This window comes from Roseateles sp. (assembly GCF_036404855.1).
GTDB lineage: Bacteria > Pseudomonadota > Gammaproteobacteria > Burkholderiales > Burkholderiaceae_C > Pelomonas.
Genome location: NZ_DASWYS010000342.1, coordinates 17969 through 32608, shown reverse-complemented (window position 1 = coordinate 32608; position 14640 = coordinate 17969). Strand labels below are relative to the sequence as shown.

General features: G+C 67.4%; 13 protein-coding genes. 7 read left to right on the top strand and 6 right to left on the bottom strand.

Annotation, left to right across the window (positions count from 1 at the left end; all coding sequences use genetic code 11):
• The coding region (locus tag VGF12_RS22895) for a DEAD/DEAH box helicase (RefSeq protein ID WP_331178354.1) at positions 1–1274 on the bottom strand (1274 nt) is incomplete at its 3' end.
• Positions 1275–1449: 175 nt separating this feature from the next.
• On the bottom strand, positions 1450–3018 hold the full coding sequence (locus VGF12_RS22890; RefSeq protein WP_331178353.1) for an ABC transporter substrate-binding protein: 1569 nt from the start codon (positions 3016–3018) through the stop codon (positions 1450–1452).
• A 93-nt stretch (positions 3019–3111) separates the two neighbouring features.
• Here VGF12_RS22890 and ettA point away from each other — a divergent pair, with 93 nt between their 5' ends.
• The 4 genes from ettA to VGF12_RS22870 all read left to right on the top strand — a co-directional run bounded on the left by ettA (position 3112) and on the right by VGF12_RS22870 (position 7669).
• Complete coding sequence (ettA, locus tag VGF12_RS22885) at positions 3112–4776, top strand: energy-dependent translational throttle protein EttA (RefSeq protein WP_331178352.1); 1665 nt, start codon at positions 3112–3114, stop codon at positions 4774–4776.
• A 149-nt stretch (positions 4777–4925) separates the two neighbouring features.
• Complete coding sequence (locus VGF12_RS22880) at positions 4926–5411, top strand: Spy/CpxP family protein refolding chaperone (RefSeq protein ID WP_331178351.1); 486 nt, start codon at positions 4926–4928, stop codon at positions 5409–5411.
• Positions 5412–5502: 91 nt separating this feature from the next.
• The gene (locus VGF12_RS22875) at positions 5503–6222 is read left to right on the top strand and encodes a response regulator transcription factor (protein ID WP_331178350.1); all 720 of its coding nucleotides are present in this window, start codon (positions 5503–5505) and stop codon (positions 6220–6222) included.
• Positions 6223–6232: 10 nt separating this feature from the next.
• Positions 6233–7669, top strand: coding sequence for a HAMP domain-containing sensor histidine kinase (locus VGF12_RS22870; protein ID WP_331178349.1), 1437 nt, complete (start codon positions 6233–6235; stop codon positions 7667–7669).
• A 3-nt stretch (positions 7670–7672) separates the two neighbouring features.
• On the opposite strand, the gene VGF12_RS22865 is transcribed toward VGF12_RS22870, so the two are convergent.
• The 3 genes from VGF12_RS22865 to trpS are packed head-to-tail and all read right to left on the bottom strand — an operon-like array spanning position 7673 to position 10445.
• The gene (locus VGF12_RS22865) at positions 7673–9016 is read right to left on the bottom strand and encodes an MATE family efflux transporter (protein ID WP_331178348.1); all 1344 of its coding nucleotides are present in this window, start codon (positions 9014–9016) and stop codon (positions 7673–7675) included.
• Complete coding sequence (locus VGF12_RS22860; protein WP_331178347.1) at positions 9013–9447, bottom strand: DUF3717 domain-containing protein; 435 nt, start codon at positions 9445–9447, stop codon at positions 9013–9015. Before VGF12_RS22860 ends, VGF12_RS22865 begins: the two co-directional genes overlap by 4 nt.
• On the bottom strand, positions 9444–10445 hold the full coding sequence (trpS, locus tag VGF12_RS22855) for a tryptophan--tRNA ligase (RefSeq protein ID WP_331178346.1): 1002 nt from the start codon (positions 10443–10445) through the stop codon (positions 9444–9446). The genes VGF12_RS22860 and trpS overlap by 4 nt, the downstream gene beginning before the upstream one ends.
• A 71-nt stretch (positions 10446–10516) precedes the next feature.
• On the opposite strand from trpS, the gene purN reads away from it, so the two are divergent.
• On the top strand, positions 10517–11149 hold the full coding sequence (gene purN / locus VGF12_RS22850; RefSeq protein ID WP_331178345.1) for a phosphoribosylglycinamide formyltransferase: 633 nt from the start codon (positions 10517–10519) through the stop codon (positions 11147–11149).
• A 137-nt stretch (positions 11150–11286) separates the two neighbouring features.
• On the opposite strand, the gene VGF12_RS22845 is transcribed toward purN, so the two are convergent.
• Positions 11287–11940 carry a DUF1345 domain-containing protein gene (locus VGF12_RS22845; RefSeq protein WP_331178344.1) on the bottom strand — a complete coding sequence of 218 codons (654 nt, stop codon included), beginning with the start codon at positions 11938–11940 and terminating at the stop codon, positions 11287–11289.
• Between the two features lie 35 nt (positions 11941–11975).
• Here VGF12_RS22845 and VGF12_RS22840 point away from each other — a divergent pair, with 35 nt between their 5' ends.
• Both VGF12_RS22840 and VGF12_RS22835 read left to right on the top strand, forming a co-directional pair.
• Positions 11976–13238, top strand: a complete 1263-nt coding sequence (locus VGF12_RS22840; RefSeq protein ID WP_331178343.1) for an RsmB/NOP family class I SAM-dependent RNA methyltransferase — start codon at positions 11976–11978, stop codon at positions 13236–13238.
• Between the two features lie 141 nt (positions 13239–13379).
• Positions 13380–14591, top strand: coding sequence for a DesA family fatty acid desaturase (locus VGF12_RS22835; protein ID WP_331178342.1), 1212 nt, complete (start codon positions 13380–13382; stop codon positions 14589–14591).
• Positions 14592–14640 lie beyond the last annotated feature (49 nt).

The following is a 14640-nucleotide window of genomic DNA, read 5'->3' as shown; positions in this document are numbered from 1 at the left end:
CCACCGCCGCCTCCGCCGCCTGGGCGACCACCGCGTCCGGCATGCTGAGGCGGGTTGGGATTGCGGCCACGGCTGCCATTGGGGTTGAGCACGGTGCGGCCCAGCACGATGGGCTCGGCACGCTCGTTGGGATCGGGTGCGAAGCCGGCCACGACTTCCTTGGGGATCTCGCGCTTGATGAGCTTCTCGATGTCGCGCAGGAAGCCGTTCTCGTCGACGCAGACCAGACTCACCGCTTCACCTTGGGCGCCGGCGCGGCCGGTGCGGCCGATGCGGTGCACGTAGTCCTCGGGAACGTTGGGCAGCTCGAAGTTGACGACGTGGGGCAACTGGTCGATGTCGATGCCGCGGGCCGCGATGTCGGTGGCCACCAGGCAGGTCAGGTCGCCCGACTTGAAGTCGGCCAGTGCCTTGGTGCGCGCACCCTGGCTCTTGTTGCCATGAATGGCCATGGCGCTGATGCCCTGGTCGTTCAGGTAGTCGGTCAGGCGGTTGGCGCCATGCTTCATGCGCGTGAAGACCAGCACCTGGTGCCAGTCGCCGCTCTTGATGAGATGGACCAGCAGTTCCTTCTTGCGCTCGCGGCCGACCGGATGGACCTTTTGCGCGATCTGGTCATTGGTCTGGTTGCGGCGGGCCACCTCGATGAGGGCCGGCTGGTTCAGCAGGCGGTCGGCGAGGTTCTTGATCTCGTCGCTGAAGGTGGCACTGAACAGCAGGCTCTGCTTCTTGGCGGGCAGCAGCGCGAGCACCTTCTTGATGTCGTGCACGAAGCCCATGTCCAGCATGCGATCGGCTTCGTCGAGCACGAGGATCTGCACCTGGCTCAGGTCCAGCGTGCCCTGCTGGGCGTGGTCCAGCAGGCGGCCGGGCGTGGCAACGAGGATGTCCACGCCGTCGCGCAGCTTGTTGATCTGCGGCTGCATGCCGACGCCGCCGAACATGACCATGCTCTTCAGCGGCAGGTACTTGCCGTAGGTCTGCACGCTCTCCTCGACCTGGGCGGCCAGCTCGCGGGTGGGCGTCAGGACGAGGGCGCGGATGGCGATCTTGCCGCGCTTGTTGAGCAGCTTCTCGCCGGTGGCGAGGCGGTGCAGCATGGGTAGCGTGAAGCCGGCGGTCTTGCCGGTGCCGGTCTGGGCGACGGCCATCAGGTCGCCGCCGTTGAGCACGGCGGGAATGGCCTGGGCCTGGATGGGGGTGGGGGTGGTATAGCCGGCGTCGGCGATGGCCTTGAGCAGCGGAGCTGCCAGGCCGAGGGTGTCGAAACTCATCGAATCCAAAGTGGGGAGGGCACGCCGACAATCACCGGGGCTCGCCGTGCCGCCGGGGAGGCGACACCAGTCTTCGGGCAAGCCAGGCCGCGTGCGGGGCTGCAGAAAAATGAAACGCCGCGCAAGACTGAGAGGCGCGGCGTTGGAGGCATTCTAGCGGCTGCGGCCGCCGGTTTTATTTCGAGATCGTGACCCAGTCCATGTTGGCCCAGTTATTGGGCGAGTGCGGGATGCTGACCTCGCGCTTCATTGCCCAGGGGATGACCTGTCTGTGCAGCGGGATGATGTTGACCTGTTCGCGGAAGGCCTGCAGTGCGGACTTGACGAGGGCCTCGCGCTTCCTCGGATCGGTCTCGATGGTGGAGGCGGCCGCGAGGGCGTCGGCCTCATTGTTGATGGAGCCGCCGTAGTTGGCCACACCCACGCCCTGCTCGCCGCGGTTGCGCAGCACGGGCGTCAGCACGATCTCGGCATCGGTGGAACCGCCGCCCCAGCCGGTGAGGAAAAGGCTGGTGTCGAACTTCTCGATCTTGGGAAAGAAGAGGTTGCGCGGCATGGCATTGACCTTGACCCTGATCTTGACCTGCGCCCACATGCTGGCCAGCGCGATGCAAATGCGCTCATCGTTGACATAGCGGTTGTTGGGGCAGTCCATCGTGACGTCGAAGCCGTCCGCATAGCCGGCCTCGACCAGCAGCTTCCTCGCCTGCCCCACGTCGTAAGGCAGGCGGGTTTCCAGCTTGGCGTCGCCGTAGGCGCCACGCGGCGACGGCGTCAGGCCGCCGGTGGGCACGGCGAAGCCGTTCATCAGCTTGACCTTGATGGCCTCCGCGTCGATGGCGTGATAGAGCGCCTTGCGTACGCGCAGGTCCTTGAACGGGTTCTTGCCGTCGGGCGCGCGGCCGTAGGGCAGCTTGTCGCGCGTCTGCTCCATGCCGATGTAGATCAGGCGATTCTCCTCACCGTCCAGCACCTTGAGATGGGGCAGGGTGCGCAGCCTGGCCACATCGCGCGGCGGCGGGTCGAGCACGAAGTCCACTTCGCCCGAGATCAGCGCCGCGGTGCGTGTCGCGTCGTTGGAGATCGGCATGTAGACGAACTCCTGCAGATTGCCTTCGAACTTGTTCCACCAGTTCGGGTTGCGCTTGAAGACTGTCTTCACGCCGGGCTGGCGGCTGACCAGCATGAAGGGGCCGGTGCCGTTGGCGTTGCGGCTGGCATAGGACTCTTCCTGCTGCTTGAAGTTCAAGGGCCGCGTCACGCGGTGCTCCTCGCACCAGCGCCGGCTCATCACGTAGAGGTTGCCGAGCAGCTCGGGCACGATGGGATTGGGCTTGTCCAGCGCGAACTCCACGGTCAGTGGGCCGACAGCCTTCGGGATGCCCACCGCGTTGGCATAGACGCGCTGCGGCGCATTGGGGTCGCGTAGCCGCTGCATGGAGAACACGACGTCGTCGGCCGTGAAGGGCGTGCCGTCGTGGAACTTCACACCCGGGCGCAGCTTGAACCGCCACAGCAGCGGCGAAACCTGCGCCCATTCGGTGGCCAGCGACGGCCCCATGCTCAGGTCCTGCATGCGCCGTGTCAGCGTCTCGTAGACCTGGCTGTTCAGGCTGTTGGTCGTGACCTCGTTCTGCGAGTGCGGGTCCGTCGTCTGCATGTCGCCCTGGCTGGTCCAGCGCAAGGTCTGGGCCTGGGTACAGCCGGTGGCGAGGGCGAGCACGGCAATGACGAGACGGAGCATCTGACTTCCTCAAAACGCGGGCTCGGCGACAATAGCAGGCAACGCAGGCCTCTTCCGGGGCCTGCCGCCATTTCAGCCTCACAGGATTTGCCCATGGCCCAGTACGTCTTCTCGATGAACCGCGTCAACAAGACGGTTCCCCCCAAGCGCCACATCCTCAAGGACATCTCGCTGTCCTTCTTCCCCGGCGCCAAGATCGGCGTGCTTGGCCTGAACGGCTCCGGCAAGTCGACCCTGCTGAAGATCATGGCCGGCGTCGACAAGGAGATCGAGGGCGAAGCCATCCCGATGCCGGGCATCAAGATCGGCTACCTGGAGCAGGAGCCCAAGCTGAACCCCGAGCAGACGGTGCGCGAGGCGGTGGAAGAGGGCATCGGAGGTGTCCTGGCCGCCAAGAAGCGCCTGGATGAGGTCTATGCCGCCTACGCCGAGCCGGACGCCGATTTCGACAAGCTGGCCGCCGAGCAGGGCGAGCTGGAAGCCATCATTGCCGCCGCCGGCTCGGAGAACACCGACCTGCAGCTGGAGCTGGCCGCCGACGCGCTGAACCTGCCGCCGTGGGATGCCGTCATTGGCGTGCTGTCCGGTGGCGAGAAGCGCCGCGTCGCGCTGTGCCGCCTGCTGCTGTCCAAGCCCGACATGCTGCTGCTCGACGAACCCACCAACCACCTGGACGCCGAGAGCGTGGAGTGGCTGGAGCAGTTCCTGCAGCGCTTCCCGGGCACCGTCGTGGCCATTACTCACGATCGCTACTTCCTCGACAACGCGGCCGAGTGGATCCTGGAACTGGACCGTGGCCACGGCATTCCCTGGAAGGGCAACTACTCCGACTGGTTGGACCAGAAGGAGCGCCGCCTGGAGCAGGAGCAGAAGTCCGAGGACGCGCGCGCCAAGGCGATGAAGGAAGAGCTGAAGTGGGTGCGCTCCAACGCCAAGGGCCGCCAGGCCAAGAGCAAGGCGCGTCTGGCCCGCTTCGAGGAACTGAGCGACGTCGAATACCAGAAGCGCAACGAGACCAACGAGATCTTCATCCCGGTGGCCGAGCGCCTGGGCAATGAAGTCATCGAGTTCGAGAACGTGAGCAAGAGCTTCGGCGATCGCGTGCTGATCGACAACCTGTCGTTCAAGGTGCCTGCCGGCGCCATCGTCGGCATCATCGGCCCCAACGGCGCCGGCAAGTCGACGCTGTTCCGCATGATCCAGGGCGTGGAGCAGCCGGACTCGGGCACGGTCAAGATCGGCAAGACCGCCAAGCTGGCATTCGTGGACCAGAGCCGCGCCAGCCTGGCGGCAGACAAGACCGTGTGGGAAGACGTCTCGGGCGGCCTCGACAACATCGTCGTCGGCAAGTTCGTCATGCCCAGCCGCGCCTACCTGGGCCGCTTCAACTTCAAGGGCAACGACCAGCAGAAGCTCGTCGGCGCGTTGTCCGGCGGTGAGCGCGGCCGCCTGCACCTGGCCAAGACGCTGGCCCAGGGCGGCAATGTGCTGATGCTCGACGAACCCTCCAACGACCTGGACGTCGAAACGCTGCGCGCGCTTGAAGAAGCGCTGCTGGAGTTTGCCGGTTCGGCCATGGTCATCAGCCACGACCGCTGGTTCCTGGACCGTATCTGCACGCACATCCTGGCCTGCGAGGGTGATTCGCAGTGGTTCTTCTTCGACGGCAACTTCCACGAGTACGAGGCCGACAAGAAGAAGCGCCTGGGTGAGGAAGGCGCACGTCCCAAGCGCATGCGTTTCAAGCCCATCAAGTAAGGCCAGGGCCGGCTTGCCCCGGGGTGGGGCGGTTCAACGAGAGCAAAACTGACCCTGTTAGCTTTCACAGTTCTTTACCCCGCCCCCAAAGACCCCTCACAGGCCGCCTGGAAGATGACTTCACGCCCTCTTCTTCCAGGAGACCTCTGATGAAAGCCTTCCAGATCCAGAACCTGTTGCGTGTGGCCACCGTCTCGGTGGCCCTGGCCGTCACTGGCGTTGCTGCCCAGGCTCAGCCCGGCCACGGTCCTCGCGGCGGCCCGGCCATGATGGCGCCCGACGGTCTTTTCGGCGGCCACATGGAGCACCTGCTCGACGCGGTCAACGCGACGGACGGCCAGCGCAGCCAGATCGACGCCATCTTCAAGGCCGCCCGCCAAGACCTCTCCGGCCAGCGCGATGCCGGCATGAAGCTGCATCAGCAGATGGCAGCGCTCTACACGGCTACCAACATCGACGCGGCCGCTATCGAGGCCTTGCGCGTGCAGATCAGTGCCCAGCGAGAGACCGCCTCCAAGCGCCTCAGCCAGGCGAGCATCGACGCCGCACGTGTGCTGACGCCCGAACAGCGTGCCAAGATTGCCGAGCTGATGAAGAAGCGCCAGGCCCGCATGGCGGGGCGGCACGCGGGCTGATTGGCCGTCGCCGAGGAGTTCTGCGATGCTTGAGCCCCGTTCCGCCGGCGCCGAGACGCGCCGGTCTCCCTTTCCTTCTCTCGGTCCGGTGATGAGTAGCGCACGACTTCTGTTGATCGATGACGATGCCCGGCTGACCGGCATGGTGGGCGACTATCTGCGTGCCGCCGGCTTCGAAGTCAGCACGGCTGGCAGCCTGGCCCAGGCCCGCGAGGCCCTGGCCCATGGCCGCTTCGAGCTGCTGGTGCTCGACCTGATGCTGCCCGATGGCGACGGCCTGGACTTCTGTCGCTGGCTGCGCGGCGACGCGCGTTGGCGCCACCAGCCGGTGCTGATGCTGTCGGCCCGCGGCGAGCCCATGGACCGCATCCTCGGCCTGGAGCTGGGGGCCGACGACTACCTCGCCAAGCCCTTCGAGCCGCGCGAGCTGCAGGCCCGCATCAAGGCACTGCTGCGCCGCCTGGAGCCCAAGCTCGACGGCGACGAGGTGCTGCGTTTCGGCCGCTTGGAGATCGACCTGGCCGCGCGCGTGGCGCGCCTGGACGGCAAAATCTGCGACTTGACCAGCCACCAGTTCGACCTCCTCGTCGTGCTGGCGCAAAGTCCGGGCCGCGTGTTGAGCCGCGACCAGATCATGGACGCCCTCAAGGGCCATCCGCTGGAGGCCTTCGACCGCTCCATCGACGTGCACATCTCGCGCATTCGCGCCGTCATCGAGGACGACCCCAAGAACCCCCGCCGCGTGCTGACCGTACGTGGAGCCGGCTATGTCTTTGCCCGCAAGCAGGACGCCGACGCGGACGCCGCCTGAACGCCCCGGCTTGAAATCCCTCTACGTCCGCATCTACCTGACGCTGGTTGCGCTGCTGCTGGCCTTCGCCTTCGGCTCGGCCTGGCTGTTCCAGCGCCATATCGAGCAGGAGCGCGGCAACGTTGAACTCGCGGCCGGCGAGCGCCTGAACGCGATGGCAGGCCTGCTCAAGCTCGCCCTGCCACCCGCCACGGCGCCACGCAGGGAGCAGGCGGAGGTCTTTGTCGACTGGGGGCAGCGCTTGCGCATGCCGCTTGCGCTGGAAGACGCCGACGGCCAGCGCATCGCCACGACACAGATGTTCCAGCGTCGGGCCGACGACCCGGGCGCCATCATCGTGAGCGCCAGCCTGGGCGACGGGCGCAGCCTGGAGATGGTGCGCACCATCCGGCCGCCCAGCCCGCAGGGGGCGGCATCTGGCCTGGTTTCCGGCCCGGCGTCCGGTCCGGCAGCCGGCCCCACACGCCTGGGTGTCGGCCCAGAAACCGGCGCAGCGGCCGTCCCGCGCCCGCCACGCCTGGACGAAGGCCCCTGGACCGGCCCCTGGCTGCACCGCCCCGTCTCGCCGGGCGCGCCGGCCGTGTCGACGCTGGCCGTCGTGCTGGTCCTGCTCTTCGTCGGCGTGGCCGCCGGCGCCTACCCGGTGGTGCGTCGGCTGACGCGGCGTCTTGAGACGCTCAAGCGCGGCGTCGAGCAATTTGGCGCGGGCCAACTGGCTCACCGCGTCGATGACAGTGGTCGCGACGAGGTGGCCGCAGTGGCGTCCAGCTTCAACCAGGCGGCCGACCGCATCGAAACCCTGCTGCGCTCCCACCAGACCTTGCTGGCCAATGCCAGTCACGAGCTGCGCTCGCCGCTGGCGCGGCTGAAGATGGCCTTCGCGATGCTGGAGGACGCGGCGCCGGCCCAGCGCGAGCGCCTGGCGCATGAGATCGACGTCAACATCGCCGAACTGGACGCCCTCGTCGAGGAGGTGCTGCTGGCCAGTCGGCTGGAAGCGGGCAGCGCCGTCGGCGAGTCCCATCCGGTCGACCTGCTGGCCCTGGGCGCCGAAGAGGCCGCCCGTGCCGAAAGCGTCTTCGAGCCCGAGACCGACACCGCGCACATCGACGGCCAAGAGCGCCTGTTGCGTCGTGCGCTGCGCAATCTGCTGGACAACGCCCGCCGCTATGGCGGACCCGAGGTGGAGCTGGGCCTGCGCCGGGTGGCTGGCGGCTACGAATTCGTCGTCGCCGACCGTGGGCCCGGCGTGCCGGCCGAGCTGCGCGGCCGCATCTTCGAGCCCTTCTACCGCCTGCCAGGCCATGCCGAGATGGCAGGTGGGGTGGGCCTGGGGCTCAGCCTTGTGAAGCAGATCGCCGAGCGTCACGGTGGCGGCGTGCGCTGCATGCCGCGCGACGGCGGCGGCAGCCGCTTCGTGCTGTTCCTGCCGGCGTCAAGAACCTGATGTCTAGCGGTTTTCGTCGAAGACGCGTTTGAGCAGAAGGCTGAGCAGCAGTCCGGCCATCATCAGTCCCGCCGTCGCTGCCTGCCAGAAGCCCACCGCGCCGACACCGTCCCGGCCGAAGGCGAGGAAATAGCCGCCCCCTATGCCCAGGCCCCACAGCGCGACGACGTAGATGACCATCGGCAGTGTCGCGACCTGGTAGGCGCGCAGCACGTAGGCCGCCACCGTCTGCAGCGCGTCGCCGAGGTGGAAGAACCAGACCCACACCAGCAGCGGCAGCGCGGCGGCAGCCGTCGCGGGGTTGTTGGTGTAGAGCGCGATGATGGGTTCGCGCGCGATCGCGACGACGCCCCCGACGGCCGCCGCGGTCAGCGCGGCCAGCGACATTGCGTGCCGGCCGACGATGCGCGCTTCGCGCTTCTCGGCAGCGCCAAGATGCTGGGCGACCAGTGTGCCGGCGGCTGTCGCATACGCCAGCGCGATCATGAACATCATCGCGACGAGGTTGACGGCGATCTGATGGCCGGCCACGGGCGTCGCGCCCAGGCGAGCGATGAAGAAGGCCATGAATGTGAAGCCCGTCACCTCGACGAGGATGGAGCCCCCCATGGGCAGTCCCAGTTTCACGAGCGCAGCGAGCTCTCCCCAGTGTGGCCGGGTCCGCCACAGCTGCGGGATCTGGAAGGGCCGGTAGAAGGCATCACGCCGGAGCAGCAGCAGCGCGACTCCTGCCTGGCCGATCAGGGCGATGGCCGTCGCCCAGCCGCAGCCCGCCACGCCCATCGCCGGGATCGGCCCCCAGCCGAACACCAGCATGGCGTTCAGGGGCACCTTGGCCGCCAGACCGGTCAGCTGCATCGCCATGACGGCCTTGGGGCGGCTGACGGCGGTCGAGAAGCCGCGGAAGGCCGTGAAGAGCAGGGCGGCCGGCAGCGCGAAGGCCTCAGGTCGCGTGTAGGCGCGCACCTTTGCGGCCTGGGCAGCGTCCAACTGGGCCAGGGCCGTGAAGGGGTCGGGAAACCAGAGCGCCAGGCAGCCAGGGATGCACAGCAGCAGCGCCAGCCACTGCGCCTGCACGAAGCTGCTGCCGGCGCCGGCGAGGTCCTGGGCGCCGAACTGCCTGCCCGCAATCGGCCCGACGGCGAGCACGACGCCCATCAGGCCAACGAAGATGGAGACATAGGCCGCCGAGCCGACGGCCAGCGCGGCAAGATCCTCGGGACTGACGCGGCCCATCATCAGCGTGTCGATGGTGCTGAACATCATCACCGCGATCTGCCCCACTAGGACGGGCCAGGCCAGCGGGACGATGCGGCGGGCGCTGTCGATGAAGCGGATGCGGCTCATGCCGACCCCTCGTCCGCCGCAGCGGCCTGGCCGGCGCGTTCGGCGTAGCGGTTGAAGCGCCAGGCCGTGGCATCCAGCGTGATGCGGTGCCAGACGACGCGCTTTTCGAACGGGTCCAGCGCCGGCCACTGCTGCACTTCGTCGAAGGTGCGGCCGCAGCCCTTGCAGACGGGGTCGCCCTGGGCCGTGGAGCAGATGGCGATACAGGGCGAGTCCGGGGTGGTCTCGTACCAGGTTAGCCAGGCGCCCAGCGCCTCGTCGCTCAGCGCATCGATGTCCAGCTCGCTGGCGCGCTGCCAGGCCAGCAGCGCGTAGGCCTCTGCAAGGGCGCGAACCTCGCGTGCGGCGCTGATGCCATCGGGCGATGGCGAGCGCTCGCGCCACCAGTTGATGGCGGCTTCGAGGTCGATGACGTGAATCCTCGCAGTCAAGCCACCAGCCCCATCGCTCCGCGCACCTCGCGCAGCGTCTTGCGAGCGACGGCGCGGGCGCGCTCCGTACCCACCTCCAGCGTCCATTGGACCTGCTGCGGGTCCAGGGCGGCAGCTCGTTCGCGCCAGGGCGCCTGTTCGCGCTGGATGGCCTCGATCAGCGGCTGCTTGCAATCCAGGCAGCCGATGGATGCAGTGCGGCAGCCGGTGTCACAGGCTGCACGCGTCGCGTCGTCGCTGTAGATCCGGTGCAGCGGCCAGACGGGGCAGCGCGCCGGGTCGCCGGCGTCGGTTCTGCGCGCGCGCTGCGGGTCGGTGGGCATCGTGCGGATCTTGGCGGCCGTGACCTCGGGTTCGTCGCGCATCGCGATGGCGTTGTCCAGACTCTTGCTCATCTTCTGACCGTCCAGCCCCGGCACGCGGGCGGTTTCAGTCAGCAGCGCCTGGGGTTCGACGAAGATGGGTGAGGCCTCGGCATACACCCGATTGAAGCGGCGCGCGACCTCGCGCGTTACCTCCACGTGGGCGGTCTGGTCCTCGCCGACCGGCACGCCGGCGGGCTTGTAGAGCAGGATGTCGGCCGCCTGCAGCAGCGGGTAGCCGAGAAAGCCGTAGGTGGCCAGCTCGGTGTCGGCAGCGACCTGGTCCTTGTAGCTGGGCATGCGGGCCAGCCAACTCGACGGCGTGCACATGGCCAGCAGCGTGAAGAGCTCGGCGTGCTCGGGCATGCGGCTCTGCAGGAACAGCGTGCAGCGCTCGGGGTCGATGCCGGCGGCCAGCCAGTCGGTGACCATCTCGTAGACATGGCGCGTCAACGCCTCGCCGCTGGTGCGCTGGGTAGTGAGCGCATGCCAGTCAGCGACGAAGAAGAAACCTTCATGCGTGTCCTGCAGCGCGACCCAGTTCTTGATGGCGCCGTGGTAGTGGCCGAGATGCAGAGCGCCGGTGGGGCGCATGCCGGAGAGGACGCGCGGGCGGGTGAGAACGGGTGTCGACATGGGGCGCGGATTGTCGTTCAAGGGGAGCGGGCCTGCCGAACGGCAGGGGTGGCAACCTACACTGCCAGCCCATGAAGAGACTGGTGATTCTGATTTCGGGGCGGGGCTCCAACATGGAGGCCATCGTGAAGGCCGCCCAGGCCGAGGGCTGGCCGGCGCAGGTTGCCGCCGTCATCAGCAACCGGCCCGACGCAGCCGGCCTGCAGTTCGCGGCCCGGCACGGCATCGCCACGGCGGTGGTCGACCACAAGGCCTTCGCCAGCCGCGAGGACTTCGACGCCGAACTGGCCCGCGTCATCGACGGCTTCGCGCCCGACCTGGTCGTGCTGGCCGGCTTCATGCGCATCCTCACACCTGGCTTCACGGCCCGCTACGCGCGCCGCATGCTCAACATCCACCCGTCACTGCTGCCGGCCTTCACCGGCCTGCACACGCACGAGCGCGCCATCTCGATGGGCTGCAAGATCGCTGGCGTGACGGTGCACTTCGTGACTGCCGAGCTGGACCATGGCGCCATCGTCATTCAGGCCGCCGTGCCGGTCCTGCCGGGTGACGACGCCAAGGCGCTGTCCTCCCGCGTCTTGGCGGCCGAGCACCGCATCTATCCGCAATCGGTGCGCTGGTTCGTGGAAGGGGCGCTGGTGTGGAATGGCGAGGTCGTCAGCCACCGCGACGGTGCGGCTCAGCACCTTTTCCTCAGTTAGGCGCAGGCCCCCTGCGGGCGATAAGGTGAGGCTCGATACCGCAGGCATCGCCGCCCCCTGGGGATTCGACGTCGGCCGGCTCGCACCCGGCGTGGCATCGCACCCGGCGTGGCAATTGGGGGCGAGAGGCATCGAACTCAGCTGATCAAGCCGGCCACGATGTTGATCGTCAGCGCCAGCACGCCGGTGTTGAAGACGAAGGCCAGCAGGGCCTGGATCAGCACGAGGCGGCGCATCGCACGCGAGCTGACGACGACGTCGGAGGTCTGCGAGGTGGCGGCCACGGTGATGGAGAAGTACAAGAAGTCGCCGTAATCCGGCGGCCCGTCCTCGTCGCCCGGGAACTCCAGCCCGTGAGAGGCCTTGCCGCCGCTGTGGTACAGCGATGCATAGGCGATGCCGAACTCCACCGGCAGTAGCAGCCACGAACTGCAGACGGTGGCGATCGCGAATATCAGGGCAGGGCCCTCGGCGGCGTGCGCCTGCCTGGCGTTGCCCAACTCCAGCGCGATCGCGCCGAAGCTCGCCAACGCGCCGGTGGCGGCCAGCAGCAGCATGACCGGCACGCCTTCGGTCAGCGCGCTGGCGCGCTGCTGCACGTTCACTGAACCGCTGCGGCCGAGCATCATCCACAGTGCCAGCGGCAGGTAGATCCACAGCGTGAGGTCCCACCCCAGCAGCAGCCGTGCCGTGAGCGGCAACGGGCCCGGCCACAGGGCCGCCAATGCACTGCCACACAGGATCGCCAATAGCAATCGCGGGCGCAGGCGCACTTGGGACCAGAAGTTCATGCGGGGCAGCGAATGGGCCTTGGGATAATGGCGCGATGCATCCTAATGCCCTGCTGGAGCTCTGCGCCGAGCTGATCGCCGTCGTCAACAAGCTCGACGCGCCTGCCGACACCACCGTTTCGGCCTTTTTCCGTCAACACAAGAACCTCGGCCAGCGGGAGCGTGCCAGCCTGGCTGAAACCGTCTACGCGCTGCTGCGCGAGCGGCTGAAGTTCCAGAACCTGGCCCAGAGCGGCAGCGGGCCGTTGAACCGCCGCCTGGCCATGTTGGCCTGGCGAGGCAGCGACACCTTTCTGCGCGGCGCGCTCAGCCCGAGCGAGAAGCAGTGGTTGGAGCAGGTTCAGGCCATCGCACCCGAGAGCCTGGCGCCCAAGCTGCGCCACAACATGCCCGATTGGCTGGCTGAGCCGCTGCTGGCGCGCCTGGGCGAGGATGAGTTCTGGAAGCTCGCCGGCGCGCTGAACGAGGCCGCGCCGCTGGACCTGCGCGTCAACACGCTCAAGCTCAAGCGCGAGGAGGCCCAGGCCCAGCTGGCCGAGGCGGGTATCGTCGCCACGCCGACGCCGTATTCGCCGCTGGGTCTGCGCCTGGAGGGCAAGCCGGCGCTGAACAAGCAGGTACTGTTCACCAATGGCTCCGTCGAGGTGCAGGATGAGGGCAGCCAGTTGCTGGCCCTGTTGCTGGCGCCCAAGCGCGGCGAGATGGTGGTGGATTTCTGCGCTGGCGCTGGGGGCAAGACGTTGGCGCTGGGCGCGGCGATGCGCAACACGGGCCGACTCTATGCCTTCGACGTGTCCGGCCATCGGCTGGACGCACTCAAGCCGCGTCTCGCGCGAAGCGGCCTGTCCAATGTCTACCCAGCCCAGATCGCCCATGAGCGCGACGACCGCATCAAGCGTCTGGCTGGCAAGATCGACCGCGTGCTGGTCGACGCCCCCTGCTCGGGCCTGGGTACGCTGCGCCGCAACCCGGATCTGAAATGGCGCCAGTCGCCCCAGGGCGTGGCCGAGCTGCAGGACAAACAGCGCGCCATTCTGGCCAGCGCGGCTCGCCTTGTGAAGCCGGGCGGCCGGCTCGTCTATGCCACCTGCAGCCTGCTTGACGCCGAGAACGAGGTCATCGCGGCTGAATTCGCCGCCGCGCACCCCGACTTCAAGCCGTTGGCCGCGGACGAGGTGCTGGGCAAGGTGCAGGTCGAACGTGCGGGAGAGCTTGTGGAAAACGGCGCACTCCGGCTGTGGCCCCACCGTCACGCCATGGACGGGTTTTTCGCCGTCGCATGGGAGCGGGCCGCCTGAAAACGGCTTGATGGCGATCAAGGAACGCGCCGATTCGCACGTGTCCGCCCGAATGCGGTACCCCGAATCCCTTGATTTTTGGGACGCTCCCCTACAATTGGAGTTCTTTCGCATGGCCGCTTTGGCCGAGGTCCTGGACGCATGAATGACTTCTTGAACGCGCTGCTGAACTGGATGGCCAACGGCCTTGCAGACTTCAGCGTCTGGCAATTGGTGATCTACACGCTGGTTGTGACCCACATCACGATCGCTTCGGTCACGATCTTCCTGCATCGTTCACAGGCGCACCGTGCGTTGGATCTCGGGCCCATCCCGTCCCATTTCTTCCGTTTCTGGCTTTGGCTGACCACGGGCATGGTCACTCGCGAGTGGGTCGCCATCCACCGCAAGCACCACGCCAAGTGCGAGACCGAGGAGGACCCGCACAGCCCGCAGACCCGCGGTCTGAAGAAGGTGCTTGCCGAGGGTGCTGAGCTCTACCGCGCCGAGGCCAAGAACGCTGAGACGATCGCCAAGTACAGCCGCGGCACGCCGGACGACTGGATCGAGAACAACCTTTACAGCAAGTACAGCTGGCAAGGCGTGGCGCTGATGCTGATCATCAACGTGACCCTGTTTGGCGCCCTTGGCGCGACCATCTGGGCCATCCAGATGGCGTGGATCCCGATCTGGGCTGCTGGCGTCGTCAATGGCATCGGCCACTACTGGGGCTACCGCAACTTCGAAGCGCCCGATGCGTCGACCAATCTGACGCCCTGGACGCTGATCATCGGCGGCGAGGAGCTGCATAACAACCACCACACCTACCCGACGTCGGCGAAGTTTTCGGTCAAGCCCTACGAATTCGACATCGGCTGGATGTACATCCGCGGCCTGGAGATGCTGGGCTGGGCCAAGGTCCGCAAGACGGCACCCAAGCTGAGCCTGGGCGAGATGAAGCCCGCCGATGCGCGTACGCTGGAGGCCCTGATCGCCAACCGCTACGAGGTCATGGCGAGCTATGCCCGCGATATGAGGGCCGCTTGCGCTGCCGAGCTGTCCAAGATCCAGGCAGAGGGTGGCAAGCACAGTGAGCGCTTCGCGCAGTTCAAGCAGGCCCAACGCTGGCTGCACCGTGATGAGGAGCGCATTCCGGCGGCCGTGCATGGTGATCTCGCCAATGCCCGCGCAGCCAGCCCGGTGATTGACAAGCTGGTGACCATGCGCGAAGAGCTGCGCCAGATGTGGACCCGCACCAACGTGTCCGCCGAGCAACTGGTGGCCGATCTCCAGGCCTGGTGCCGTCGCGCCGAGGAAAGCGGCATCGCCGAGCTGCGTGCCTTCTCGATGCGGCTGCGTGCCGTCCACGCCTGAGGCCTCTCGTTTCCCCGCGTAAAGGGCGTCCCTAAAGGACGCCCTTTTT